Consider the following 25,908-nt stretch of genomic DNA (forward strand, 5'->3'; position numbering starts at 1 on the left):
TGTCCCATGCCAATCGAGAATATTCAGCACAGCATTCATATTCGCCGCAAGAAGAATCAGCTGGTGTGGAATAATCTCGCCCGGCTCTGGGAAATTGGTGCACAAGCCAAATCCCAGCAGGAACTGCTTGACCGGCTGCATCCCTGGAATGCCCCGATCAGCCTGCGTTTTGAAAACAAGCTGCCAATTTTGCTTGGCATCATCGGCCTGATACTGATCCTGCTGTTCTGGCTGGCCCCTGCGCACTGGGCCTTGCAGCTGTGTCTGCTGCTGGGAGGCCTTTTGATCTTTGGTGCGTTTCTCTGTTATGAATCCAGCCGCCCAATCACCAATGCCATTCAGGAACTGGAGCAACAGGCACTGGCGCTCAAGTATCAGTTGGCCTTTAACAGCATTCCCCGGCATGAACAGATCATCTTCCAGCCGGTCCGTTTTATTGCGCAAATCAAACAGCTGTTTCCGCTGTTCCAGCAAGGCAATCTCAGCAATGACATTCGCCGCTATGCTCTGACCCACTGGCAGGATGAACAGGGCCAGACCCATCAGGTGATGCTGTTTGAATATCGCTATGTCTCTGAAATTCAGGTCCAAGACCAGAATGGCAACAAAATGCGGCTCAAAGAAATTGAAAAATTCCTGTGGGGTGCCATTGTCTTTGGGGTCGAGTTACAGGGACTGGCGCTCAGCTCGCAGCGCAAAAGCTTTGCCTACCCCTATACCCAGCCGTGGCATACCAGTGATATTCAGATTAACCGGCAGTTAAACATCTATGGCACCGATACCCACCAGATGGCCCGGCAGCTGACTCCGGCGGTGGTGCTGAAACTGGCCAATTTCCTGAACGCGCAGCCCGGCGATCTGCTGTTTCATCCTGAACAGAAAATCCTGTGCTATGTAGGTAGCCAGAACCTGTTTCAGGCCAGCAGCAACTATAAAACCATTCAGGATATTTCGGCTTTACGTGGACATCTGCGTACATTTAAATTACCGTATCTAGAACAATTACAACGCCATTTGCTGCAGCTTTTATAAATTTGGACGTGGGGAGATTTCTATGGGATTGATGATTTTTCTGGCTATCATTCTGGCCGTGCTGATTATCGGGATTCTGATTCGCAACAGTATTGTGCGTTATCACAATGCCAGTATTCGTGCCTGGGCCGATGTCACCAGTTACGAACGCCAGAAAGTCAAGATTCTGGAACAGCTGATTCCTGTGGTAGAACAATATTCCAGTTTTGAACAGGGCACGCTGGCCAAAGTAACCGAACTGCGCCAAAACGTATTAAACCTGAAACTGGACAGTACCGACAGCGCCCAGCTGCAACATATTGAGCGCTTGAGTAAAGAGCTGCTGCACAACCTAAACGTGGTGGTCGAGAACTATCCTGAGCTGAAAGCCAATGACATCTATTTAAAAATGATGCACGAAATTGAAGAACAGAATGAAAATGTCGGTGCTGCGATTACCATTTTTAACCGCAATGTCGAGCTGTTTAATAACCAGATTCAGATTTTCCCAAACAACATCATTAACACCTTAACTTTGGGCAAAAAAGCCATTCGCCCGTTCCGTGATCCAAGCATGCAGCAAGGCTTTGAGTATCGCCCGAATTTTTAAAACCAAGATGACCTCTTGATTCAATGTCAAACCGCCTGTCGTGATTACAGCGAGATTTTCCCCGCGCAGATGACATCCGGTTGACATTTGGCTGCGCTTTGTCACAATCAGAACACTGAGCAAAATATCAACAATAGCTCAGGCATTACCACAGCATGATTAAAAATAAAAAAGTTAGTCCCGACCATGTTAGAACATCTGCAGAGCTTTCAAGCGGCACTCATTCACGAGTTTTTTCAACTTTATGAGCAGTATGAACAGGACCAGATTTATGCCTGCGCCCTGGTACTGAATGAATATCTGGGTTTTGAATATCTGGCCATTTCCACCCGGCGCAGCCTGTTTAGCGAGCAGGAAGATCCGGCTCAGTACCTGTCAGACCATGACAAATGGTCAGTCCAGAAATGGCGCTATCGCAGCCAGCCACATCAGCAGCATTTGAATCAGTTTAAACGCCTGTTCACAGACTACTTTCAGCAATGTCATATTTTTGGGCATCCACTGGCTCAGCAGTATGATTCCACGCAACAGAACCGCCTACAGGTTTTGCTGAATGTATTTCAGCAAGCCCGGCAGGCCTTGTCGAATGCCTATGGATTGGACCTGAGTTCAATGGTGTTTTTCATGCAGGTGGCCAAACAGCCACAAATGGCAGCGGACTCTGCGCGGCAACTGAATGCGCCTGGCCCCTTACTAGAAGAGTTTCTGGCCCATCAACAGCGCCCTGCTCTGCTGGATGCTTCATCCCATCCACCGGCGATAAAACTGCAACAGATTGATAAAGACCTGCTGATTGATCTGGCGCAGCTGCTGGAAATTGAACCCTATGATTATCTGGAAATAGCCCACGCCGCCTATTTGCTGACGCTAGAACCGGGCTTTATTGACAGCAATCTGTATATCCAGCGTCTGATTCACTCGATTGCCGCCATGGACAGTAATGAACAGGGCCTGTTTGCCCTCCCGAAAGATGAAATCCAGCAACGGATTCAGCAGTTTTATGCCATGTAATTACCATGATTTTCCTCCACAATATTTACCCAAGAAAACGCATCAAAACTAGCAATTCACGGCAGAATCTAGGAAAATGATGAACTTTTAGCGCAAACAATCAGCGAACTGTTTTTTCGCCTTGATTTGGAACCTGTATGAAGTTTGAAAAATTAGGCCAATCGGGTCGCGCCCGTCGTGGTCGTTTAACTCTTGAACATGGTGTGGTGGAAACCCCTGTGTTTATGCCTGTCGGAACCTATGGCACCGTTAAGGGCATGCTCCCGCGTGATATTGAAGACATTCAAGCACAAATTATTTTAGGCAACACCTTCCATCTGTATTTGCGTCCGGGTCTGGATGTCATTAAAGAACATGGTGGCCTGCACGAATTCATGAAATGGGACAAGCCGATTCTGACCGATTCTGGCGGTTTCCAGGTCTTTAGTCTGGGCGCCATGCGCAAGATTAAAGAAGAAGGCGTGACTTTCCGTTCACCGATTGACGGCTCCAAAGTATTCCTTTCTCCAGAAATTTCCATGGAAATCCAGAAGGTTCTGAACTCGGACATCGTCATGATTTTTGATGAATGTACGCCGTATCCAGCGACCCATGAAGAAGCACAGAAATCTTTACAGCTGTCATTACGCTGGGCCAAACGCTGTAAAGAACATCATCACAATGTCCTTGAAAATAAAAATGCCCTGTTCGGGATTATTCAGGGCGGGATGTATGAAGATTTACGTGATGAATCTTTAAATGGTCTGCTAGAAGTCGGTTTTGATGGCTATGCCATTGGCGGTCTGTCGGTGGGTGAACCGAAAGAAGAAATGATCAAGGTGCTGGATTATCTGCCGAACAAAATGCCGGAAGATAAACCGCGTTACCTGATGGGTGTCGGCAAACCGGAAGATATCGTGGAAGGTATTCGCCGCGGGGTGGATATGTTTGACTGCGTAATGCCAACCCGGAATGCCCGTAATGGTCATTATTTCGTGACCGATGGTCTGGTACGGATTCGTAACAGCAAATACCGTCATGACCAGAGCCCGCTCGATCCGCACTGTGACTGTTATACCTGCAAGAACTTTACCCGCGCCTACCTGTTCCATCTGGAAAAATGCGGCGAGATGCTCGGTTCAATGCTCGGTACCATCCATAACCTGCGCTATTACCAACGCTTTACCCAAGATATCCGTAATGCCTTGGACAATGGCACTTTTGATGACTTTGTACAGGACTTTTACGCCCGTCGCGGTCTGGATGTGCCGCCTTGTCCGCAAGATTAATCTTTTCAGTATTTGCGCTGAAGAAAAAGACAGGGTAAATTGCAGAACAAGTCAATTTATTATCAATGTTATTGATTCCAGTTTTTAGTTTAGGAAAATGAAATGAGCCTTTTTATTTCTACTGCTCACGCAGCAGGTGAAGCTGCACAACAACCAAGCATGGTTGCTAACCTTTTGATGATTGCAGTATTTATTGCAATTTTCTACTTCCTGATTTGGCGCCCGCAATCAAAACGTGCCAAAGAACACCGCGCCCTGATCGACAGCCTGGGCGTAGGCAGCGAAGTGGTGTTTGCTGGTGGCCTGATGGGTAAAATCACCAAACTTGAAGGTGATTTTGCAGTGGTTGAACTGAACCGCGGCGTAGAAGTAAAAATTCAGCGTGCCAGTGTGATTTCAGTTCTGCCTGAAGGCACATTAAACAACCTTTAATCAAAAATTAGTCGTGCGCCCGCACGACTTTTTCATTTTAAGAAGAAAATTAAATGCGTTACCCAGCATGGAAATATCTACTCATCCTTGTGGTTCTGGTGGTGAGTACATTATATGCCCTGCCAAGTTTGTATCCAGATGAACCTGCGGTTCAGATTTCTGGGGCCAAAGCCGGTACCCAAATTGACCAAAGCATCGTACAAAAAGCAGAGCAAATTCTAAAATCAGAAAATATTGCCAGCCATGACAACAGCTTTACCAATAACGCAGCCCTGTTGCGTCTGGACTCAAGCGAAGCACAGCTTAAAGCCAAAGATGCATTACGTCAGGGCTTGGGTGATGATTATGTCGTGGCCCTCAACCTGGCGCCAACCACTCCTGAATGGCTACAGAAAATTGGCGCCAAGCCAATGAAACTGGGTCTGGACTTGCGTGGTGGTGTTCACTTCCTGCTGGAAGTGGATATGGACAAGGCCATCAGCCAGCGCATGGAAACCTCTGCGACTGACCTGCGTCGCCAACTGCGCGACAACAAGCTGAAATTCAACAGCCTGTCTTTGAATAACAACACCATTACCGTGCAGTTCGCCAACAATGATGACCGCTCAGCCGTAATGGACTTCTTGCGCCGTAACGGCAACGAGTTTAACCAGCAGGCACTGGCCACCACAGATGGTGCCATGTTGCGCCTGACCTATACCGACACGCGCAAGCAGGAAATTGAATCCTATGCCGTGAACCAGAACTTGACCACGCTGCGTAACCGTATTAACGAGTTAGGTGTGGCCGAAGCACTGGTCCAAACCCAAGGCAGCAACCGTATTGTGGTGGAATTGCCGGGTGTACAGGATACCGCTGAAGCCAAGCGTGTTCTGGGTCGTACTGCGAACCTGGAATTCCGTCTGGTCTCTGATCTGAATGATCAGCATATTGACCCGTATACCGGTCAGCTCAGCAGCCAGACCTTACCACCGGGCACTGAAGCCTTTGCCTTTGAATCGCTCGACAGTGGCCGTCAGTTGCTGCTGAACCGTAGCCGTATTTTAACCGGTGAGCGCGTACAGAATGCATCGAGTGGCTTTAGTCAGGATACTGGCGGCGCCGAGGTAAACATTACCCTCGACTCTGCAGGCGGCAAGCTGATGGCAGACGCGACCCGTAATGCGGTCGGCAAACGTATGGCGGTACTGTTCATTGAAAACAAGCAGCGCATCAGCTATGTAACTGATCCGGAAACCGGCGTCCAGACTGAAGTGCGTACCCCATACACCGAATCAGTCGTGATTAACGCCGCAACCATTCAGGCGGTATTAGGTTCACAGTTCCGGATTACCGGTCTGGATTCACCGCAAGAAGCGGCTGAACTGGCACTGATGTTACGTGCCGGTGCCCTGGCTGCGCCAATGTACTTCGTTGAAGAACGTGTGATTGGTCCTAGTCTGGGTCAGGAAAATATCGACAAGGGCGTAACCTCGACCCAGATCGGTTTTATTCTGGTTGCGATCTGGATGGTGGTGTTCTTCCGTCTGTTTGGTGTGATTGCCAACTTCGCGCTGGTATTTAACCTGGCGATGATCCTGACAGTGATGTCATGGATTGGTGCTTCTTTAACCTTGCCAGGTATTGCCGGTATCGTGATTACCATTGGTATGGCGGTCGATGCCAACGTCCTGATCTGTGAGCGGATACGGGAAGAGATCAAATGGGGGGCCTCACCCAAACAGGCCATCGTAGCCGGTTATGACCGGGCCTATAACACCATTTTCGACTCGAACTTAACCACCTTCCTGGTGGCGTTCATTCTGTTCGCGATTGGTACCGGTCCGATTAAAGGCTTCGCCGTGACCCTAATGATTGGTATTGTCTGCTCGATGTTTACGGCCATTACCGTAACCCGTGCGATTGTACAGATCATTTATGGCAAACGCCGTAACCTGAAAAAGTTGAGCATTTAAGGAGATCGATGATGACTGAGAATACTCAACTGAATCCGAAAAAATACGGCCGTCCGGATGATGAGCGCGTCATTCCGTTTATGAAGATTGCGTTGCCGGCGGCATTGCTTTCGATCATTTTAACCGTGGCCAGCATCTTCTTTATTGCCACCAAAGGCTTAAATCTGGGTCTGGACTTTACCGGCGGTATTGCCGCAGAGCTGAACTACAGCAATCCGGTGAAAGCCAGCGATGTCTCTTCTGCCCTGACGCAGGCCGGTTTCCGTGATCCGGTGGTACAGACCCTGGGTTCTGAACGTGACCTGATGGTGCGTATGCCGGTGCAGGACGAGATTGAAGTCGAAGACCTGACCCAGACCATTACCGCAGCGGCACAATTGCCGGGCAACAGCGCCGATGTGACCAAGGTCGATGTGGTCGGCGGTCAGGTCGGTAACGAGCTATATGTGCGTTCTGCAGGTGCCGTGGCACTGGCGCTGATCCTGATGCTGATTTATGTCACCATCCGCTTCGAGTTCAAACTGGCGATAGGTGCGGTACTGTCCCTGTTCCACGATATTATCGTGACGGTGGGTATTTTTGCGATGATGCAATGGCCATTTGACCTGACCGTTTTGGCAGCCCTGCTGGCAATTATCGGCTTCTCGCTCAACGATAACATTGTAGTCTCGGACCGTATTCGTGAAAACTTCCGTAAAATTCGTGGCGCTTCGCCGCTGGAAGTGGTCAATATTGCCTTAACCGAAACCTTACGTCGTACCATCCACACCTCGATGACGCTGTTACTGGTGGTGGTGGCGATGATGCTGATGGGTGGTGATGGCCTGAAATGGTTCTCGATTGCCATGTTTGTCGGTGTCTTTGTCGGAACCTATTCTTCGATTTATATTGGTACCGCCTTTGCACTGTGGCGTGGTCTGAACCGTCAAGACTTTATTGTGCAGGTGAAGCCGGAATTTGAAGAGGAAGAAATTCCTTAATTCTTTTCCTTTCTGTACCCATAAAAGCCCATCTCCGGATGGGCTTTTTTAATGGCGAATCAGTTGCAGCTTAGGAAACTGAAATCCCTTACAGGAACGTTCAGAACGCCAGGCCACGGTCAGCATACAACCACCAATCTTCAGATGCTGATAGGCAAACGTGCCCAAGCTCTCATGATGACAAAACCCACCCTGCTGATGCGGATGAACCCCGCTATTCAGCTGGTTCAGACTCATGCGAATACCCAGCCCTGACGCTTTCAGGACGGCTTCCTTGGTGGTCCAGACCTTAAACCAGTAATCTGTCTCCTGGCCATAAGCCTGCCACAATTCCCATTCAGCCGGATGAAACATGTGCCTGGCCAGACTTTCAAAGCGCACCTTGCGATCCAGATCCTCAACATCCACCCCAACATCTTGCAGCTGCTCGCTATAGGCCAGCGCATAATGCTGACGGCTGTGGCTATGATTCAAGGCCAACTGCGGATACGCAGGTAAAAACGGCTTGCCATACGCAGTACGGGCAAAATCATCCGAGCAGATTGGCGCGTTTAAATAGGCCGATAGGCGCTGGTTACGAAAAGCATAAATGGCCTGCTTTTGCTGCTGGATGTGCGCTTTACGCTCCAGCGCCGGCTGCTGCGGTGCAATCTGTGCCAGATGGGCCAATTCTAGAATGATCTGTGCGCTCATGTGTGGACGCATTCCCTGCCTAAACAAAAACCAGCGATCAAGATCACTGGTTTTTTCAAAGATAAGAAAGAAAGTTTAATTGCCCTGCACCAGACGACGTGCGCTGATAATCCCCGGCTGCTGCTCCAAACGTGCCAGCAGACGTGACAATTGCGCCAGACCTTTGACTTCAATTAACAGCTTCATATTGGCAATACCATCATTTTCGGAAATGGTATTCACCTGACGAATATTAATCTGATCAGAGAAAATCACCTGGGTCAGGTCTTTCAACAGACCACGGCGATCATAGGCTTCCACCACAATCTGCACGCTTTGACCACGGGTTGGCTGCATTTCCCAGTCGGCTTCCACCGCACGTTCTGGCTCCTGGCTGATCATGCGTACATAATCCGGACAGGCCACCTTATGGATACTCACGCCGCGATTCAGGGTGATATAGCCGGCAATGGATTCACCATGTACCGGCTGACAGCACTGGGCAATATGCAACTCGACGTTATCCAAACCATCAATCAGAATGCCATGCGCCGACAAGGTATGGCTGGCACGCGGATTCAGGGTCGGTTTTAATACCAGTTCCGGTTCATCCTGATCCAGATGCATATGCCGGTTAACCTGGTTAATCAGCGCATGCAGGCTGATTTCACCATTGACCAGACCAATCAGAATGTCTTCACCGAGTTTGACATTAAAGTGATTGCAGTAATCATTCAAGTCGATACTTTTCGGGTGAATCGCCAGACGCGACAATTCCTTATTCAGAATATCACGGCCAATTTCCAGATTCTTGCTGCGGTCCTGCTGTCTGAACCAGTGGCGTAACTTGTCACGCGCCCGCGCAGTCTTGATATAACCAAGTGAGTTCACCAGCCAGTCACGGTTTGGTTCACGGTCTTTCTTGGTCAGAATTTCGACCTGTTCACCGGTTTTTAAGGTATAGGTCAGCGGCACATAACGCTGATTGACCCGCGCGGCATAACACTTGTTACCGACTTCGGTATGTACATGGTAGGCAAAGTCCAGCACGGTCGAGCCACGCGGTAATTCTTTAATATCCCCATCGCGGCTAAACACATAAATCTTTTCAAAATCTTCAAACTCTTGCAGCTGCTCGAAGTTTTCAGTTTCATCATCGGCCTTATGCGCACTGGCATCATTACGTTCCTGATAATGTTCCAGCACCGCACGCAAAGAATGCAAACGATGATTGAAGGAATGATCGGTGGTTTTGCTGCCTTCTTTATAGTTAAAGTGCGAACACACGCCAAGTTCTGCTTCTTCATGCATTTCCATGGTACGGATTTGCACTTCCAGCGACTTGTTTTCAGCAATCACTGCAGTATGCAGCGAGCGATAACCATTGGCTTTCGGATTGGTAATGTAGTCATCAAACTGATGCGGAATATGCCGCCACAGCTGATGTACGATACCGAGCGAGTGATAACATTCCGGAATGGTTTTGACCAGTACCCGCACTGCACGAATGTCATAGAGCTGGTCGAAGCTCAGGTCTTTGCTCTTCATTTTTCGATAAATCGAATAAATGTGTTTAACCCGGCCGGTAATTTCCGACTCAATGCCATGCGCCGCCAGCTCGCTCTTGAGCTTATCAATTACAAACTGGATATATTGCTCACGTTCCAGCCGTTTTTCATTCAGTAAAGACGCAATTTCTTTATACCGGTCCGGCGCCAGATAACGGAAAGCCAGATCTTCCAGCTCCCATTTTAACTGGGCAATACCCAGACGGTGCGCCAGCGGCGAGTAAATGGTCAGAATTTCACGCGCCACCCGTTCCTGACGTTCTTTGGACGCAGTGGTCAGTTCACGTAAGGCATAGGTACGTTCAGCCAGCTTGATCAGCACCACACGCACATCTTCAGTGACTGAAATCAGCATTTTATAAATGCCGGTCAGATGCTCGCGCTGGTTGTTATTGAAGTGATCTTCCAGCCGTTTATTCTTTTCAATCAGCTCGGACAGCTTACCCATCGACAGGGTACCTTTGACCAGGGTATGTACGCTGTCACCGAAATGCTCACGCACTTCTTCCAGGGTCATCACCCCTTCACGCACACTGCGGTACAGCATGGCAGCCGACAAGGTATCTTCATCGACATGCAAATGCGCCAGAATATCGGCCATTTCAATTCCGGTATACAAGGTATTGGACCGGTGCTTGACTGTCGTTTCCAGCTCTTTTTGTAACGTATAGGTGGCAACTTCTTCGAGTTTTGCTAATGCTGCCCCATCTAAGATGTCACGAACCCGGTCCAGCCATTCTGCCAGATCCTGTCGTGCTTGCTCGGCATGTTCTACAGTCGTTTCCTCAGACAATTCGTTTAATCGTCCAGGAAGTTGTTCACGTACTGTGACCATACCCTACTCCTACCTCTATATACTTCATTTTCTATAAATCGTTTATTGATTTTTCTTGCTCAAATAAGGCAATCGATTCTACATGACCGGTATGGCTAAACATATCCATCACCCCGGCTTTGCTTAAACGATAGCCCTGTTGCACCAGCATCCCCGCATCCCTTGCAAGTGTAGCCGGATTACATGACACATAAACGATTCTTGCCGCACCAAATTTGGGCACATAATGCATGACTTCCTCGGCACCGGAGCGCGGAGGGTCAATCAATAATGCATCAAATCCTTGATTTGCCCAAGAATGATGCGAAAAATCTTTTGTTAAATCTTGTGAAAAGAATTTCACCTGAGTTAACCCGTTCAGCTGGGCATTTTCCGCACCACGATGCACCATTTCATCTGAACCTTCCACGCCAACCACCGTACCACTTTCGCCGACACAGCGCGCCAAAGGTAAAGAGAAATTGCCTAATCCACAAAACAGATCCAGCACACGCTCACCTGCCTGCAACTGAAGCAAATCACATGCCAGCTTGACCATTTGCGGATTCACGGTGGAATTTACCTGGGTAAAATCCAGCGGATGAAAAGCAAATTTCAGCTCAAATTCCGGCAGTGCATAATGCAGACGCATGGCCTGATCGGGTTGATCTACACGTTGCACACTGTCTGGTCCCGCAGGCTGCAGATACAGTTGCCATTGTTTCTGTAACGCAAATTTGAGCAGTTGGTTGACATCTGACTCAGATAATTTTTCCGTATGCCGGACCAACAGGGCAATTTCCGTGTCACCCATTGCCAATTCTACATGACCAATGTCGGCTTTGCCTTTTAGACTTTGGAGTAGTTGTTTCAAGCGGGTGATTGAACCGAGTTCACGGTCCAGAATCAGACAGCGGTCAATTGAGGTCAGCCGGTTGCTCTGGCGTTCCCGGAAACCGACCACCAATTTGTCTTTATTCGGGAAATAACGCACCCCGATCCGGGTACGGCGGCGATAATCCTCCCGGGTTGAACGTAACGGTGTCAGCCATTCATCCGGTTGAATGCCGGCAAAATGCTGCAGGTGCGACTTGAGTACATCCTGTTTTAAACGAATCTGCTCATCCAGCTGGATATGCTGCATATTGCAGCCGCCACAGACACCAAAATACGGACACGGCGGCTCGACCCGCATCTCGGCAGGTGCAGATAACAGTTCGATACAGTCGGCTTCTTCTAACCGTTTGGTGACATGATGAATCCGTGCTTTGACTGTTTCACCCGGCAAGGCGCCTTGAATAAACACCTTCTTGCCGTGTTTATCCTGCGGATGCTCAGGCTGTGAACCATAGTGTGCAATCCCGCGCCCTTCATGGGACAGCGACTCAACCTGAAAGGTATGGATCAGGGGTTGAGCTGGACGAGCGGATGGACGATGTTTCATGAGCACCTAAAGTGTGGAAGATGGGAAATCTGCAACAGTAAAGTCTGTGGCTTGTGCATTCTGACGCCAGGCTGCAAGGAACTCGCCATGCTGTGGCAGGCTGGATAAATACCGGATGGTGGTCTGAACCCACAGGCGATGATCATCCAGCTGCAACTGCCCTTTCAGCAAGAGCCAGCGCAGATAGATCAGCCAGGTATTCAGCACATCACCTTCACAATAGCTGGTGAGTTTGAGCCATTCACCGGCGCGGATATATTCCGGCACATGATAACCGGCTTCACCGCGTTTACCCGGAAAACCCAGCAGATGCGCCATATCATCCAGTTTCTGGAAATTCCGGCCATTAAACATGGCCATCACATCCATCAAGTCAATATGCCGCTGATGATAGCGGTTCTGGTAGTTATTATAGCGCTTTTGCGTGTCAATTTCGCCCTGATCAAACAGACTTGGCGCAGACAGGCCATGATACATGGCACGATATAAAATCACCGGCAAATCAAACTGCGAACCGTTCCAGCTCACCAGAGTCGGATGACGCTTGTCAAAAATCGACAGAAATTTTTTCAGGATTTCGGCTTCGGTATACTGTTCCCGGCTAAAAGAAAACAGGGTCATTAAGCCGGTTTCATCAATCCACAGGCCGGAAATACAGACAATTTCATGCAGCGGCAAACGCTGAAAATCCATGCCCGATTCCTGACGGCGCAGCTTCATCAGCGCCTGCTCCAGATCTGCCTCAGGCAAATCCAGACCATACAGATGCGCCCCCGACTTCAGGTCGGTCCATGTTTCAATATCAAATACCAACACAGGTAGACGCATAATTTTCTCTACAGCTTGACGGCGGTTTATTCAGGATCTTGAACGGAAAATAAACCGGTCGATAAATAACGGTCACCCCGGTCGCAGATAATGCAGACAATCACCGCATCCGGGTTTTCTTCTGCCAGTTTCAGTGAAGCCCAGACCGCACCACCCGATGACGTTCCGGCACTGATACCTTCTTTTTGCGCCAGTTTACGCATGGTCCGCTCGGCTTCAATTTGCGGAATATCAATAATCCGGTCGACACGACTGCGGTCAAAAATGGTCGGTAAATATTCTTCTGGCCAGCGGCGAATACCGGCAATGCTGGAACCATCTGAAGGCTGTAACCCAACAATCTGAATATCCGGATTCATTTCTTTCAGGTATTTGGATACCCCCATAATGGTGCCAGTGGTCCCCATCGAGCTGACAAAGTGGGTAATTTTACCGCCAGTTTGCTGCCAGATTTCCGGCCCGGTGGTCAAGTAATGCGCTTCGACATTGTCCGGGTTGCCAAACTGGTTCAGTACCAGACCTTTACCTTCGGCCTGCATTTGCAGGGCCAGATCACGCGCTCCTTCCATGCCCTGTTCTTTGGTCACTTCAATCAGTTCGGCACCATAGGCACGCATGGCATCTTTACGTTCCTGACTCATGTTGTTCGGCATGATCAGCTTCATCTGATAACCACGCATGGCAGCCACCATGGCCAGTGCAATCCCCGTATTTCCGCTGGTGGCTTCAATCAAGGTATCACCCGGTTTGATCTGACCGCGCTTTTCCGCCTGCATAATCATGTTATACGCTGGGCGGTCTTTGACTGAACCTGCCGGATTGTTGCCTTCCAATTTGGCCAACACCGTGGCTTGGGTATGACTTGCAAGACGCTGCAAGCGTACCAATGGCGTTTTGCCCACATAATGATCTAATAGAAATTCATCGGCTTGGAAATCAGGGGTGGTATTACTCATTATTTGCACCTTTCTCTAGGTGCGCATATTGTATGAAAAAAACCACCCGCCTGCACTCTTTTCACCAGCTTTTTCGTGAAAGTGCTTAAAGCACAGTCAGTTTTAAAATAAAGCGTGCTAAACTGCTCGGCAGAACGAATAAACTGCTTTAACCATGTCAAATATCAATAAAAAGTTATTTAAGCGCCTACATTTAAATCATGCTTATGGGCAACTGATTGCCCTGATATTTGTGCCCATTATGGTGCTGGCGGCAGTCGGTGCAGGGCTGGTTCTGACCGAAACCTCGAATGCAGCGCGCGCCCAGCAAAAGCAGATGGCGATTGCGATTTTAACCCGCTATGAAATGCTGTCTGAAGTGGCCTTGCAGCAGCTCAACACCTTTCCCTGGCAATATGAGCAGGCGCGCAGCTATATGCAAAACCTGCTCAATGAAAAGCATTTACTTCGGACTGCCATTATTGATTCCCAAGGCCGTAGCCGCCTGAGTATGGGCTATCAAGATCAGGCCGGCTGGCCCAGTTTTCCGCGCGATGCCGCCTTCTTTGGCCCCATTCAGCATAAAGACAGCCATGTCTATGGTTTACGTATTGATGAAAGCCAGAGCCAGTATGCCTGGCTGCTAATCGAACTAGACAATCAACCCCTGGAAATTGCCCGTTATCGGGTCATGACCGTGCTGATTACCACCGGCCTGCTGACCCTGATGCTTCTGTTGCTGTGTCTAAATTTCTATTCGCGCCGCTGGATTGCGCCAATGTACGAAATCCGTATGCAACTGCAACGCCTGAATGCCGACACGCTAGATCAGCACATGGTAATTAACAGTACCGGCGAGCTGCGTTTATTGCAGCGTGATATTGCCAATGTGGTCAAGCGTCTGCATTTCAGCTTTCTGGAACTAAAAGAACATACCGAACAGACCGAAGATGACTTGCGCCGCACCCTAGATACCTTGGAAGTCCAGAACATTACTTACCGTCAGGCACGTGACCAGGCGATTTCAGCCAACCAGTCCAAATCGGTCTTCCTGGCCAATATCAGCCATGAATTACGTACTCCGCTGAACAGTATTGATGGCTTTATCCATTTATTACTGCGCCAGGGTAATCTCAGCAATGAGCAGAACCTGTATCTGCAAACCATTCGCAAATCCTCGGCGCATCTGCTGGCGCTGATTAACGATGTACTGGATTTCTCGAAAATTGATGCCGGCAAACTGGAACTGGAAACCGCACCTTTTGATCTGGAAGAAGCCATTTATGATGTAATGGACATGCTGTCGCCGCTGGCCGCGCAGAAGCAGATTGCGATGGCCTTTTATTATGCCGACAACGTGCCAAAGCATGTGATTGGCGATGCCCTGCGCTTTAAACAGGTGCTAACCAACCTGATTTCCAATGCCATTAAATTCACCCCGGATGGTGAAATTATTGTACGCGCACGCATTGAGCATGAAGACATCGGTCAGAGCATGATTCATTTTAGCGTGCAGGACAGCGGTATTGGTTTAAGCGGCACCGACCGGAAAAAACTGTTTGAATCCTTCTCGCAAGGCGATGCCTCTGTGACCCGTCAGTTTGGCGGGACCGGTCTGGGTCTGGCAATTTCCAAGCAGCTGGTGCACCTGATGCAGGGCCAGATTGGCTTTGAAGACAACCAGGAACGCGCACCGACTGAAAAAGGCTCAACCTTCTGGTTTACCGCCGTGTTCAGCATTGATGAAGATGAAATTATTGTGCATCCACGCTTTGCCAACAAGCATGTGGTGTCCTATCTGGCGCATCCGGCAACCGCCAATGTGCTGCGTCACTATCTGGAAAATTATCAGGTCCAGCATACCGAAACCACTTCGATTCTGGACTTATTCAGCCGACTCAATCACCTGTCTACACCGGAAGAAGACACCTGGTTAATTGTCGATCATAGCGGTGACACCGAAGCCTTACTGAAAGAAATTCGCAGCCGCTATCAGGGCAATCTGGCCATTTACGGCTACCAGATGGCGCTTGATCTAAGCATGCTGAATGAATATCGCACCCGCCCGCTGTATCAGCCTTTAAGCCGTGGCGCGCTGATTCAGTTACTGAACAATGAAAATCCGTTTGAAGATACAGGCACCGAAGTCTTTGATGGACAGGGGCTGCATGTGCTGGCGGTAGATGACCACTTGCCAAACCTGATTGTTTTAGAAGCCTTGTTAGGTGAACTGAATGTCACCACCACCAAAGCGCTGAGCGGTCAGGAAGCCCTGAATATCCTGCAAGAGCGGATTGAACAGGATGCCAAACCGTTTGATCTGGTGTTTATGGATATTCAGATGCCGGTGATGTCCGGGATTGATACCACCCGCGCCATCCGCTCGCTGGAGTCCACCCTCGACAAGCATAAACGCCTGCCAATTATCGCCCTGACTGCACATGCGCTGGCCGATGAAAAACAGAATCTGCTGAAGGTCGGCATGGATGATTACGTCACCAAGCCAATCCAGATTGAACAGATCATCCAGATTCTGACCCACTGGACCACTGAAAACTTTAACAAGGTGCCGGCAGTGGAAAAAGCCGTGGTGATTGAAGCGCTTGATCCGCTGGTTCTTGACTGGCAGCAAAGCCTGATGCTGGCCGCCAACAAGGAAGATCTGGCACTGGATCTGCTGCGTATGCTGCTCGACAGCTTTGCCACCGAACTGCATGAAATGCAGCAGCTGATTGAACTGGAAGATTTCCCGCAACTGGAGCATGTGCTGCATCGCCTGTATGGCGCCACCCGTTATGTCGGCACCCCAAGCCTGCAGGAAGCCACCGGTTCTTTTGAGCAGTTTGTTTCGACCTTACGTAAAGAACGCCGTAAAGCCGATGATGCCTTTATTCAGGAAGTGCTAAGACGCTTTGATGAATTACAAGCCGTGATTGCTCAGGTTGAACATGCCGCCGAGCAGATTCTAAACAAGCACACGCAGTAGTCTGACTCGACTAAAGTCAGGGTGTTGAAAGATGGATGTGACTGCCCTGTCATGTATCATGCGTATCTGCATGCTATGCTCAACAGAGGAAAAATAAGAGTTTAGACCATGACCATAGTACAGGTAGAAAAAAATAACGGCATTGCCATTGTGCGACTGAATCGCCCGGAAAAACGCAATGCCATGAGCTTTGCATTATTAAAACAGCTGGTCAAAACTGCCAGGCAGCTAAAAAAAGACCGTAGCTTGCGCTGCGTCATTCTGACTGGTGAAGCCGAAGTGTTTAGTGCCGGTATTGATCTGGCCGATTTAAACAATCCGCAAAATCGTGCCTTTGCCGCCTGGGAATTACTCAAACCCGGCCAGAGCCTGTTTCAAAAAGCCTTTCTGATCTGGCAGGAATTGCCCGTCCCTGTGATTGCTGCGATTGAAGGTTACTGTTTTGGAGCCGGGATGCAACTGGCACTGGCAGCAGATATTCGTATTGCCCATCCTAAAACCCAGATGTCAATTATGGAAAGCCGCTGGGGGCTGGTACCGGATATGGGTCTGAGCCGCTCTTTAAAAGGCCTGATTGGCCTGGACCTGGCCAAAGAACTGACCCTCACCGCCCGTATTTTTGAAGCGCAATATGCCAAAGAAATTGGCTTAGTCACCCACTTAAGTGACACCCCACTGGATCATGCCCAGATTCTGGCGCAGGAACTGGCGCAGCGTTCTCCGGATGCGCTGGCTGCGGCCAAACAGGTGCTAGATGCCATGGAACATAATCCACAAAAATCCTTACGTCTGGAAAAAATCTGGCAGCTGAAATTACTGCTTGGCAAAAACAGTCAACTGGCGCGTAAAAAAGACAAGCAACCTGACACCAGTTTTTTACCGCGTCAATTTAACTAAGCACAGAGCATCAAGATCGGGAAGAGAAGCATGAGTTTTGATCGCAATACGCCCATCGCCTTTCTGGGCATGGGCTTAATGGGTACACGCATGGCAGCACGTCTGATTCATGCCGGTTTTCGGGTCGCCGTCTGGAACCGCACTGCCGCCGCCTGTGAGGAACTGCTGGACATGGGCGCCGAAGCGCTAGCCCTAGAAAAGATTGGTCAATATCCGGTGATCTTAAGCTGCCTGGCCGATGACAATGCAGTCCAAGCCGTTTTTGAGCAGATTCAGCCGCATTTACAGGCCAAGCAGGTGATTGTGGATTTCTCCAGCCTGTCTGTGGATAAAACCCTGACACTGGCTGAACAGGCAGCCCGTCAGCAGGTGAAGTGGATTGATTCACCAGTGTCGGGCGGCACAGCGGGCGCAGAACAAGGCACCCTGGTGATCTTTGCCGGCGGTGATGCCGCCACCATTGAAAAACTGACCCTGATTTATAATGTGCTCTCACAGCGCGTGACCCGTATGGGCGCCAGTGGCACCGGACAGGCCACCAAAATCTGTAATCAGCTGATTGTCGCGGCCAACAGTACCCTGATTGCCGAAGCTGTCGCGCTTGCAGCTCAAGCTGGGGTAGACACCACTTTACTGGCACCCGCACTGGCCGGTGGATTTGCTGACTCCAAACCGTTTCAGATTCTAACCCCGCGCATGGCCAGTCATAGCTTTGAACCGGTGCAGTGGAAAGTCCAGACCCTGTCCAAAGACCTGAACAATGCCCTGACCCTGGCTGCGCATTATCAGCTGAATATTCCGGTGGCACAGCAGGCTTTGCAACAACTGCAAGCGCATCAGGCCAAAGGCTTTGCGGAAGCAGATTTATCCACGGTCATTCAACAGGTGGAACAGACCACTTAATTTCACCCTTTGCACAGGGAATGCAGGACATTGTTTATGACGAAACTTGCCGTAAATCTTTCTATGATTTTTACTGAAGTGCCGCTACTTGAGCGCTTTGCACTGGCCAGACAACACGGCTTCCAGCATGTTGAAATCCAGTTTCCGTATGAACTGAGCATTGCGCAGATTCAAAGCCAGCTGACCTTGCATGAACTGACGCTGTGCCTGATTAATGTTCCGGCCGGAGATTTAATGCAAGGCGGCAACGGGCTGGCCGGTGTGCCGGGCAAGGAAATCGAGTTTCGTCATGCCGTTGAACAGGCCATTGAATACGCGGTTGCACTCAAAGTGCCAAGTGTCAATATTCTGGCTGGTAAACAGCCCCAGGATGCCGATCTGCTGCCTTGCCTCAGAACATTGGCCGAGAACCTGAAAATGGCCAGCCATATGCTTAGCAGCCAGCAGATCCAGCCGGTAATGGAAATGATTAATGGCACCGACATGCCGCGCTTTTTAGTACAGAACATTGCCCAGGCCCAAGAGATGCTTGAAGCGGTGCAACATCCGGCGCTAAAAATGCAGTATGACTGCTATCACATGGCCATGATGGGTGAAAACGTACTGGAAGGACTGATCGAGAATATCCAACAGATTGGCCATATCCAGTTTGCCGACTGCCCGGGTCGTCATGAACCGGATACCGGCGATATTGCCTTTGCGGAAGTGTTTGACTGGCTCAAACACAGTGACTATGCAGGCTATGTGGCGGCGGAATATCGACCGAGCAAAGATTCAGCAAATTCCTTTGCGTGGAAAAACAAATACTTTGCCGAATATCAATAATTCGGCACTGTCATAGATTTGAAATTTAGGCTCAAAGCCGCTATATTAGACAATGAATAATTGTCAGGAAATTATACCCTTTATGAATTTAGAACCATCGCCCGGCGCTTCTAATTCTCACGATCTCGCAATGACTTCCCCAAACAATGACGTACACGCTTGCCTGCAAGTTGTGCGCGATGCCCTTGAAGATGTAAAAGCCAAAGAAATTGTTGAGCTTGATGTTAGCAGCATCAGCAATGTTGCAGATGCTATTGTGATTGCTAGCGGCACCTCAACCCGTCATGTTAAATCTCTTGCTGATAACGTTGCTGAAGAAGCACGTAAAGCAGGCTTCCGCCCGATTGGTATGGAAGGTGAACGCGATGCTGAATGGATCTTGATTGATCTGGGTATCGTGGTGGTACATGTCATGCTTCCAACTGCCCGTAAGTTCTACGACCTAGAAAGCTTATGGCGTACAGCACCTGAATCTGTAAACTAAGATTTCCCAAAAAGCGACCTGAAGGTCGCTTTTTTATTGAGCTAAAATCAGGACTGATCACAGCAGAAAAATACACCCACTGATCTTTCCACTTCCCAATAGCTGAACTTAAACCACTTGGTCGTGCCTCTCCCCCCCATCTCAACGCTTTCATCGTATGTAACGAAAAAGACTCTATTTAGTCACAGATATAAAAAATCCCCCTCAATCGAGGGGGATTTTGAACGCGGGTATCGGACGTCTTAGTGACCCGTACCGTTAATCGCTTTGGTCATGTCTTCAACCACTTTCTTGGCATCACCGAAGACCATCATAGTCTTGTCATTATAGAACAGGTCATTGTCCAGACCTGCATAACCAGTCGCCATTGAGCGCTTGATCACCATAATGGTACGTGCTTTATGTGCTTCCAGAATTGGCATACCGTAAATTGGCGAGTTTGGATCGTCTTTGGCTGCCGGGTTGACTACGTCGTTGGCACCTATCACCAATACCACATCCGTTGCCGGGAAGTCCGAGTTAATCTCGTCCATTTCCAGAATGTCTTCATACGGCACGTCGGCTTCAGCAAGCAAGACGTTCATGTGACCTGGCATACGACCCGCCACCGGGTGAATCGCAAAACGCACCGTTACACCCTGCTCTTTCAGCAAGTTGGCCAGTTCTTTCACCGCATTTTGCGCACGGCCTTGTGCCATACCATAACCCGGCACAATCACCACGCTGTCCGCATTGGACATTAAGAAGCCAGCATCATCTGCAGAACCTGAACGGTAGTTACGCTGTACCTGCTCACCCGCACCTGCGGTAGGCGCTGCCGCCCCACCCATCGCACCACCAAACAAAACGTTGATGATTGAACGGTTCATGGCTTTACACATGATGTACGACAGAATTGCACCTGATGAACCAACCAGTGAACCCGCCACAATCAGCATGTTGTTTTCCAAGGTAAAACCAATCCCTGCTGCCGCCCAGCCCGAGAAGGAGTTGAGCAGTGATACCACCACCGGCATGTCGCCACCACCGACTGGGGCAATCCAGACCCAGCCAAAGGCTAAAGCCAGTGCGGTCATGGCCCAGAACGAGGTCATGCTACCGCTTAAGAAGAAGTGAATCCCAAAGCCCAGCATGGCAATGAAAATCAGTGCCTGAACCGGTTTAACCCAGCCACCCGAAATGGTCTTGGCCCATTTTTTCGCTGCCAGTTTACCGTAAGCAAATACCGATGCAGTAAAGGTAATCGCACCAACAAAACAGCCCACGAACAATTCAAACAAATGCACTTTGCTCATTTCATGGAAGCTGATGCCATTGGCTGCCAACAGCTCTGGTCCCAGTTCAACCAGCTTGTTGTTATGAATAATCGCTGCAATTGCAATTAACACCGCCGCCAGACCGACCAGTGAGTGCATCAGTGCTACAGTTTCTGGCATTTGCGTCATCGGTACGGTACGCGCACGGGCAATCCCGACAATGGCACCCAGAATCATCGCCCCCACAATCATCCAGATAACCGGATGATCCGCCACAAAGAAGGTGGTCAATACGGCAATCGCCATGGCGATCATGCCGTAACGGTTACCAGCAATCGCCGTTTTTGGCCCAGACAGGCCTCGTAAAGTTAAAATAAAGAGGACAGCCCCAATCAGGTAGAACCAATCCGCATAGTCTCGAATAAATTCCATCAATTAGCCCTCTTTTTTCTTTTGTTTTGGTTTAAACATTTCGAGCATACGCGCAGTCACTGCGAAGCCACCAAAAATATTAATACTGGCCAGGAATACTGCAATCGCACCAAGTACGCTCACCACGTTAATGCTCTGGAACTGCACATTGGCATCCACACCTAACACAGGCAAGCCGACCGTTTGAATCATCGCCCCCACGATAATGATCGAAGACAGCGCATTGGTTACCGCCATCAGTGGCGTATGCAATGCAGGTGTAACCCCCCAAACCACGTAGTAACCTACGAAAATGGCCAGGACAAAAATTGTAATTGTTTCAACCATGACTGTTCTCCTTAACCTCGTTTCAACAGCACTTGGCCGCCGTGCGTAACCAGTAGGGCTTTTTGAATTTCATCGTCCTGACTGATGGCAAAATTCTTTTCACTATCAAAAAGGGTTTCCACAAAATTCAGCACATTACGTGCATACAGCGCCGATGCTTCAGTAGAGACCGTTGATGGAATATTCGGAATACCGAGAATTTTCACGCCGTTGTCAGTCACCACGGTTTCACCGCATTGAGAGCCTTCAACGTTACCGCCCGTTTCTACCGCCATATCCAGAATGACTGAACCCGGTTTCATCTTGGCCACAGTTTCCGCCTTGATTAAACGCGGTGCATCACGACCTGGTAACAGCGCTGTGGTAATCACGATGTCAGCATTGGAAACAGCTTTATCGACAATGATGGCCTGATCTTTGATGTACTGTTCGCCCGGCATCCAGCCATAGCCGTTTTTAGCAGCATCAGCAGCTTTTTGCTGTTCTTCTTCAGACATCGGCACGTCTAGCCATTTTCCGCCCAGAGATTCAACCTGATCTTTGGCAGTTGGACGCAGGTCAGTGGCTTCTACCACCGCACCCAGACGTTTTGCGGTCGCAATCGCTTGCAAACCGGCAACACCCACCCCCATGATCACGACACGGGCAGGTTTGACTGTCCCTGCTGCGGTCATCAGCATCGGGAACATACGCTGGTATTCAGCTGCAGCCAGCAATACCGATTTATAACCGGCCAGGTTGGCTTGTGAGGACAGCACATCCATGTTTTGCGCACGGGACAGGGTCCGTGGCAATAATTCCAGAGCAAATGCAGACACCTGCTGTGCAGCAAATTGGTCAAGTTCAGTATTGCGGTATGGGTCAAACATTGCCACTACGGTAGAGTTAGGAGCAAGTTTTTGAATTTCTTCACCTTTCGGCGCGCGAACTTTCAAAATCATTTGACTGCCGGTATAGGCATCATCTGTAATTTTGGCACCCACGTGCTCATAGGCGCTATCGATATAGGCAGCTTTTAAGCCTGCACCACGTTCAATAACCACGCTATGACCCGCGTTGATCAACTTCTTTACTGTCTCTGGCGTTGCAGCGACACGATTTTCACCGACGACAGTTTCGGTTGGGATTCCGATCTGCATGAGCGTTCCTCAAGCTAATTTTTCTTAAGTAAACATCGCCAAAACGATGCTTCCCCTCAGGTTATGTCCTTGTTGAATTTTTGGATTCTAATTGAACTTTTTTAAATTACCACCCAATATTTATTTAATAAATACCCATATTTTGAACTGATGATTCATAAAAAGAAGGGTGGCAGATATAATTGATCAGTTTAGCTTTCTATTCTTCATGGCGCCGCTCTGGAAATAAGGTGTATAAATTTTCAGCACAGCTCCTGACTTTTTACAGCGAATTGCGTCCTGTTTTGTTTTTTCTTTCCTTAAAATTGATTGTTTTGACAAATCTTATCGTGTAGTGCCGACTTACAACAGGCTGATAAATACCAATAATGAACGGCTTTTTCGCCGCAAAAAATGAACATCCAGTTCATGATTGACTAAAATGACATCTTAATCACAGAAGAATCCGGGAGAAATTGGTCAAAACTGCCCAATGTTCGGGCAGAAAAGTAAATCCTACGGCAAATGCACCGATTGGCTAAATGATTTCCTGCCCGCTGATCTGGACTTAACCCATACATCTGGCTGTGAAAGCGCGATAAAAAATTAAAAGTTTTTTTATTGATCATTTTGCCTGATGATGAATAAAGCAGCGCAACTGCTTAAATTTGCGTATTTTGCACTATTTTTGTGCAACAATTGCCCGCAAGACATCAATAGATCTTTGCCTGAAATAAACCATCTTAAAATTTTCATAAAATGAGAATAAAGCCTATCTTTACACATTCATTTCTTCGAGCAGACAGCTTATACTCAACGCATGAAAATCTGGTGACACCTACTCTATTGATTAAATTGCTCTGAATATGTCCATTTCCTTGACCAGAACGCAGTTAGGTTCATTGTTTGCACTATGCGCGGCCTTTTTATTTAGCACCAAAGCTATTTTTATCAAGCAAGCCTACGCACTTTCACCTCTGGTGGATGCCACCACCTTAATGACCCTGCGGATGGCCAGCGCACTGCCGTTTTTCCTGCTGATCTGCTGGTTTAACCGGCATCGCAATACCCAGATTCAGCTGCGCGAATGGATACTGCTCGTGGCTGCCGGGCTGCTCGGCTATTATTTTGCCAGCTGGCTCGACTTTCTGGGGCTCATGTTTATTAGCGCCTCACTGGAACGGATTATCCTGTTTCTGTATCCCACCTTAACCGTTCTAGCCAGCAGCCTGATCTACAAGCAGCGCTTAAGCCTGAAAACGATACTGGCCTTGCTGCTCAGTTATGGTGGAACGGTACTGGTGATGTTACAAGAACAGCAAAACATGCCAGATGGCCATTCCTTCTGGCTCGGTGCCAGTCTGGTATTTGCCAGTGCGGTGGCTTTTGCCGCCTATTTACTGGTGACGCCACGGCTGATCCAGAAATTTGGCAGCTGGAATTTTACCGGCCTGGCGCTAAGTGTGGCCTGTTTCGGCACCTTACTGCATTATCTGCTGGCCGTACCGGAGCCACTACAACGGCTGAGTCAATTACCGGGCAGCGTCTATGCCTATGGCATTGGACTGGGTATTCTGGTCACGGTGTTGCCAACCATTTTATTAATGCAAAGTATCGAACGCCTGGGAGCCGCTCATTCGGCCATGATCGCCTCTATCGGCCCGATTCTGACCATTGTGCTGGCCACCCTGTTTTTAGATGAATATTTAAATGCCTGGCAATGGCTGGGTTACGCCCTCAATATCATTGGGGTGATGATGATTAGCCTGTCCAAGAAAAAGCTGATGGCCTGATCCATGATCAGTCAGCTCAGCCTGTTCCGGACTGCTGTGCATGTGTCTTGCACATGCAAAAAGGATGTTGCAAATGGTGGTCTTTGGCCGTCATGCTCAGTATTGCCGAAGATGCGATTGAATGAATTAACCTGAACTGGACCTTGTATGAATACCTCTCCCGATATTAGTCAGGATAAAACCCTGCTCTGGCTTATGGCGCTGGCTTGTGGTCTATGTGCAGGGGCCAACTATTATTGCCAGCCGCTGATTAACTCGATTCATACTTATTTTCAGGTGCCGGAATCCCAAGTCGCGCTCACGGTGACGTTTGCCCAGGTGTCCTATGCGCTGGGGCTGTTATTTATTGTGCCGGTTGGCGATACCGTCAATAAAACCAAATTCATTCCACTGCTGATGTTTCTGGCCGCGTTTGGCCTGTTTCTATGTGCTTTTTCAGTGAATCTGCCAATGCTCTGGATTGGCACCATCATGACCGGACTATTTTCCGTGGCCGCGCAGATTCTGATTCCGTTTGCCACCATGTCGGTCAAGCCGGATAAAATGGGCGAAGTGGTCGGACTACTGATGAGTGGTTTACTGGTCGGGATTTTACTGTCGACCAGTCTGGCCGGACTGTTGTCCAATTTATATGGCTGGCAGCTGATTTATATCATCAGTGGCGTGTTGATGATGGGACTGGCGATTATTCTGAAAAAACGCTTGCCACATATTCCGACGGTGCGCATGGCCTATGGCAAAATCCTGCATTCGATGCTGCAACTGATCCGCCAGGAAAAACGGCTGGTCTATCGCGCCCTGATTGGTGCCAGTGCCTTTGCCGCCATGAGCGTGCTGTTTTCCACCATTGCGGTGTTACTTGGCTCCTCTTTTGGCCTGCCAGATGTCGCAGTCGGTTTAGTCACTTTAATTGGGGTATTCGGCGCACTCTCTACCAAAAAAATTGGCAAAATTGCCGACCGGGGTCATGGCAAACTGATCACCTGGGCCGGACTCTCTTTATTGGCGGTCAGCTGGAGTTTCCTGTATTTCGGCGCGCAGTATTTATGGAGCTATATTATTGGTTTTGGCCTAATTAACCTGGGACTGGCCAGTGTGCATACCAGTAACCAGAACGTGATTTTCCATTTACGCCCCGATGCCAAATCACGCCTGAACGCAGTCTATATGACCAGCTATTTTATTGGCGGCGCCTGCGGTTCTGCACTGGGCATTTACGCCTGGCATCATGGCGGCTGGAGCATGAGCTGTCTGGTTGGTTTAACCCTGGTGCTCTGCTCGGCCTGTTTTGCCTGGTTAGATCAGCAACATCTGCGCCGCCAGCAACTGGCTTAAAACTGTATAAATCGTGCAGGCAGG

General features: G+C 49.1%; 22 protein-coding genes. 14 read left to right on the plus strand and 8 right to left on the minus strand.

Features of this window, described 5'->3' with window-relative positions:
• Nucleotides 1–6 precede the first annotated feature (6 nt).
• From FTU67_RS04240 to secF, 7 genes are all read left to right on the plus strand, one after another.
• Nucleotides 7–1,032, plus strand: coding sequence for a hypothetical protein (locus tag FTU67_RS04240; protein WP_104487901.1), 1,026 nt, complete (start codon nt 7–9; stop codon nt 1,030–1,032).
• A 22-nt stretch (nt 1,033–1,054) separates the two neighbouring features.
• On the plus strand, nt 1,055–1,621 hold the full coding sequence (locus FTU67_RS04245) for a LemA family protein (RefSeq protein ID WP_180061448.1): 567 nt from the start codon (nt 1,055–1,057) through the stop codon (nt 1,619–1,621).
• 186 nt (nt 1,622–1,807) lie between these two features.
• A complete protein-coding gene (locus FTU67_RS04250) occupies nt 1,808–2,632 on the plus strand; it encodes a DUF4303 domain-containing protein (RefSeq protein WP_180061449.1) in 825 nt (274 codons plus the stop codon).
• A 137-nt stretch (nt 2,633–2,769) separates the two neighbouring features.
• Nucleotides 2,770–3,900, plus strand: a complete 1,131-nt coding sequence (gene tgt, locus FTU67_RS04255) for a tRNA guanosine(34) transglycosylase Tgt (protein WP_045796613.1) — start codon at nt 2,770–2,772, stop codon at nt 3,898–3,900.
• 102 nt (nt 3,901–4,002) lie between these two features.
• Nucleotides 4,003–4,332: a preprotein translocase subunit YajC gene (gene yajC / locus FTU67_RS04260; RefSeq protein ID WP_005180065.1), complete on the plus strand. Its 330-nt coding sequence runs from the start codon at nt 4,003–4,005 to the stop codon at nt 4,330–4,332.
• Between the two features lie 53 nt (nt 4,333–4,385).
• On the plus strand, nt 4,386–6,287 hold the full coding sequence (secD, locus tag FTU67_RS04265) for a protein translocase subunit SecD (RefSeq protein WP_016658621.1): 1,902 nt from the start codon (nt 4,386–4,388) through the stop codon (nt 6,285–6,287).
• A gap of 8 nt (nt 6,288–6,295) precedes the next feature.
• Entirely contained in the window at nt 6,296–7,267 is a 972-nt protein-coding gene (gene secF, locus FTU67_RS04270; protein ID WP_180061450.1) for a protein translocase subunit SecF, read from the plus strand.
• A 48-nt stretch (nt 7,268–7,315) separates the two neighbouring features.
• On the opposite strand, the gene FTU67_RS04275 is transcribed toward secF, so the two are convergent.
• The 5 genes from FTU67_RS04275 to cysM form a co-directional block, all read right to left on the minus strand.
• On the minus strand, nt 7,316–7,960 hold the full coding sequence (locus tag FTU67_RS04275) for a 4'-phosphopantetheinyl transferase superfamily protein (protein WP_177156031.1): 645 nt from the start codon (nt 7,958–7,960) through the stop codon (nt 7,316–7,318).
• Between the two features lie 75 nt (nt 7,961–8,035).
• Nucleotides 8,036–10,342 (minus strand): bifunctional (p)ppGpp synthetase/guanosine-3',5'-bis(diphosphate) 3'-pyrophosphohydrolase, encoded by a 2,307-nt coding sequence (locus FTU67_RS04280; RefSeq protein WP_168416767.1) that lies wholly within the window; start codon nt 10,340–10,342, stop codon nt 8,036–8,038.
• A gap of 31 nt (nt 10,343–10,373) precedes the next feature.
• Complete coding sequence (gene rlmD, locus FTU67_RS04285; protein WP_180061451.1) at nt 10,374–11,765, minus strand: 23S rRNA (uracil(1939)-C(5))-methyltransferase RlmD; 1,392 nt, start codon at nt 11,763–11,765, stop codon at nt 10,374–10,376.
• Nucleotides 11,766–11,771: 6 nt separating this feature from the next.
• Nucleotides 11,772–12,593 carry a 3'-5' exonuclease gene (locus tag FTU67_RS04290; RefSeq protein ID WP_180061452.1) on the minus strand — a complete coding sequence of 274 codons (822 nt, stop codon included), beginning with the start codon at nt 12,591–12,593 and terminating at the stop codon, nt 11,772–11,774.
• Nucleotides 12,594–12,619: 26 nt separating this feature from the next.
• The gene (gene cysM, locus FTU67_RS04295) at nt 12,620–13,549 is read right to left on the minus strand and encodes a cysteine synthase CysM (protein WP_005180080.1); all 930 of its coding nucleotides are present in this window, start codon (nt 13,547–13,549) and stop codon (nt 12,620–12,622) included.
• Between the two features lie 154 nt (nt 13,550–13,703).
• On the opposite strand from cysM, the gene FTU67_RS04300 reads away from it, so the two are divergent.
• The 5 genes from FTU67_RS04300 to rsfS all read left to right on the plus strand — a co-directional run bounded on the left by FTU67_RS04300 (nt 13,704) and on the right by rsfS (nt 19,623).
• A complete protein-coding gene (locus FTU67_RS04300; protein ID WP_005180081.1) occupies nt 13,704–16,514 on the plus strand; it encodes an ATP-binding protein in 2,811 nt (936 codons plus the stop codon).
• A 108-nt stretch (nt 16,515–16,622) separates the two neighbouring features.
• Nucleotides 16,623–17,411 (plus strand): crotonase/enoyl-CoA hydratase family protein, encoded by a 789-nt coding sequence (locus FTU67_RS04305; protein WP_016658615.1) that lies wholly within the window; start codon nt 16,623–16,625, stop codon nt 17,409–17,411.
• 30 nt (nt 17,412–17,441) lie between these two features.
• The gene (locus FTU67_RS04310; RefSeq protein ID WP_005180090.1) at nt 17,442–18,314 is read left to right on the plus strand and encodes an NAD(P)-dependent oxidoreductase; all 873 of its coding nucleotides are present in this window, start codon (nt 17,442–17,444) and stop codon (nt 18,312–18,314) included.
• A 36-nt stretch (nt 18,315–18,350) separates the two neighbouring features.
• The gene (locus FTU67_RS04315; RefSeq protein WP_075167476.1) at nt 18,351–19,139 is read left to right on the plus strand and encodes a hydroxypyruvate isomerase family protein; all 789 of its coding nucleotides are present in this window, start codon (nt 18,351–18,353) and stop codon (nt 19,137–19,139) included.
• An 82-nt stretch (nt 19,140–19,221) separates the two neighbouring features.
• Nucleotides 19,222–19,623 (plus strand): ribosome silencing factor, encoded by a 402-nt coding sequence (rsfS, locus tag FTU67_RS04320; protein WP_005180097.1) that lies wholly within the window; start codon nt 19,222–19,224, stop codon nt 19,621–19,623.
• A 242-nt stretch (nt 19,624–19,865) separates the two neighbouring features.
• Here the strand turns inward: rsfS and FTU67_RS04325 are convergent, their stop codons facing one another.
• Genes FTU67_RS04325 through FTU67_RS04335 form a run of 3 tightly spaced genes read right to left on the minus strand, consistent with a single transcriptional unit; the run spans nt 19,866 to nt 22,777 of the window.
• Complete coding sequence (locus tag FTU67_RS04325) at nt 19,866–21,311, minus strand: NAD(P)(+) transhydrogenase (Re/Si-specific) subunit beta (protein ID WP_045796602.1); 1,446 nt, start codon at nt 21,309–21,311, stop codon at nt 19,866–19,868.
• A gap of 3 nt (nt 21,312–21,314) precedes the next feature.
• The gene (locus FTU67_RS04330) at nt 21,315–21,638 is read right to left on the minus strand and encodes a proton-translocating transhydrogenase family protein (RefSeq protein ID WP_005180100.1); all 324 of its coding nucleotides are present in this window, start codon (nt 21,636–21,638) and stop codon (nt 21,315–21,317) included.
• An 11-nt stretch (nt 21,639–21,649) separates the two neighbouring features.
• Nucleotides 21,650–22,777 (minus strand): Re/Si-specific NAD(P)(+) transhydrogenase subunit alpha, encoded by a 1,128-nt coding sequence (locus FTU67_RS04335; RefSeq protein WP_005180102.1) that lies wholly within the window; start codon nt 22,775–22,777, stop codon nt 21,650–21,652.
• Nucleotides 22,778–23,622: 845 nt separating this feature from the next.
• On the opposite strand from FTU67_RS04335, the gene FTU67_RS04340 reads away from it, so the two are divergent.
• Nucleotides 23,623–24,549, plus strand: coding sequence for a DMT family transporter (locus FTU67_RS04340; protein WP_180061453.1), 927 nt, complete (start codon nt 23,623–23,625; stop codon nt 24,547–24,549).
• Between the two features lie 147 nt (nt 24,550–24,696).
• On the plus strand, nt 24,697–25,884 hold the full coding sequence (locus FTU67_RS04345; RefSeq protein ID WP_075167480.1) for an MFS transporter: 1,188 nt from the start codon (nt 24,697–24,699) through the stop codon (nt 25,882–25,884).
• Nucleotides 25,885–25,908 lie beyond the last annotated feature (24 nt).

The organism is Acinetobacter sp. YH12132 (assembly GCF_013418645.1).
GTDB classification, from domain to species: Bacteria; Pseudomonadota; Gammaproteobacteria; order Pseudomonadales; family Moraxellaceae; genus Acinetobacter; species Acinetobacter indicus.

What these genes read in the sequence shown, in the direction of transcription:
- FTU67_RS04240 (WP_104487901.1), top strand. Translation starts at nt 7, where the DNA reads ATGCCAATCGAGAATATTCAGCACAGCATTCATATTCGCCGCAAGAAG.
- FTU67_RS04245 (WP_180061448.1), top strand. Translation starts at nt 1,055, where the DNA reads ATGGGATTGATGATTTTTCTGGCTATCATTCTGGCCGTGCTGATTATC.
- FTU67_RS04250 (WP_180061449.1), top strand. Translation starts at nt 1,808, where the DNA reads ATGTTAGAACATCTGCAGAGCTTTCAAGCGGCACTCATTCACGAGTTT.
- tgt (WP_045796613.1), top strand. Translation starts at nt 2,770, where the DNA reads ATGAAGTTTGAAAAATTAGGCCAATCGGGTCGCGCCCGTCGTGGTCGT.
- yajC (WP_005180065.1), top strand. Translation starts at nt 4,003, where the DNA reads ATGAGCCTTTTTATTTCTACTGCTCACGCAGCAGGTGAAGCTGCACAA.
- secD (WP_016658621.1), top strand. Translation starts at nt 4,386, where the DNA reads ATGCGTTACCCAGCATGGAAATATCTACTCATCCTTGTGGTTCTGGTG.
- secF (WP_180061450.1), top strand. Translation starts at nt 6,296, where the DNA reads ATGATGACTGAGAATACTCAACTGAATCCGAAAAAATACGGCCGTCCG.
- FTU67_RS04275 (WP_177156031.1), bottom strand. Translation starts at nt 7,960, where the DNA reads ATGAGCGCACAGATCATTCTAGAATTGGCCCATCTGGCACAGATTGCA.
- FTU67_RS04280 (WP_168416767.1), bottom strand. Translation starts at nt 10,342, where the DNA reads ATGGTCACAGTACGTGAACAACTTCCTGGACGATTAAACGAATTGTCT.
- rlmD (WP_180061451.1), bottom strand. Translation starts at nt 11,765, where the DNA reads ATGAAACATCGTCCATCCGCTCGTCCAGCTCAACCCCTGATCCATACC.
- FTU67_RS04290 (WP_180061452.1), bottom strand. Translation starts at nt 12,593, where the DNA reads ATGCGTCTACCTGTGTTGGTATTTGATATTGAAACATGGACCGACCTG.
- cysM (WP_005180080.1), bottom strand. Translation starts at nt 13,549, where the DNA reads ATGAGTAATACCACCCCTGATTTCCAAGCCGATGAATTTCTATTAGAT.
- FTU67_RS04300 (WP_005180081.1), top strand. Translation starts at nt 13,704, where the DNA reads ATGTCAAATATCAATAAAAAGTTATTTAAGCGCCTACATTTAAATCAT.
- FTU67_RS04305 (WP_016658615.1), top strand. Translation starts at nt 16,623, where the DNA reads ATGACCATAGTACAGGTAGAAAAAAATAACGGCATTGCCATTGTGCGA.
- FTU67_RS04310 (WP_005180090.1), top strand. Translation starts at nt 17,442, where the DNA reads ATGAGTTTTGATCGCAATACGCCCATCGCCTTTCTGGGCATGGGCTTA.
- FTU67_RS04315 (WP_075167476.1), top strand. Translation starts at nt 18,351, where the DNA reads ATGACGAAACTTGCCGTAAATCTTTCTATGATTTTTACTGAAGTGCCG.
- rsfS (WP_005180097.1), top strand. Translation starts at nt 19,222, where the DNA reads ATGAATTTAGAACCATCGCCCGGCGCTTCTAATTCTCACGATCTCGCA.
- FTU67_RS04325 (WP_045796602.1), bottom strand. Translation starts at nt 21,311, where the DNA reads ATGGAATTTATTCGAGACTATGCGGATTGGTTCTACCTGATTGGGGCT.
- FTU67_RS04330 (WP_005180100.1), bottom strand. Translation starts at nt 21,638, where the DNA reads ATGGTTGAAACAATTACAATTTTTGTCCTGGCCATTTTCGTAGGTTAC.
- FTU67_RS04335 (WP_005180102.1), bottom strand. Translation starts at nt 22,777, where the DNA reads ATGCAGATCGGAATCCCAACCGAAACTGTCGTCGGTGAAAATCGTGTC.
- FTU67_RS04340 (WP_180061453.1), top strand. Translation starts at nt 23,623, where the DNA reads ATGTCCATTTCCTTGACCAGAACGCAGTTAGGTTCATTGTTTGCACTA.
- FTU67_RS04345 (WP_075167480.1), top strand. Translation starts at nt 24,697, where the DNA reads ATGAATACCTCTCCCGATATTAGTCAGGATAAAACCCTGCTCTGGCTT.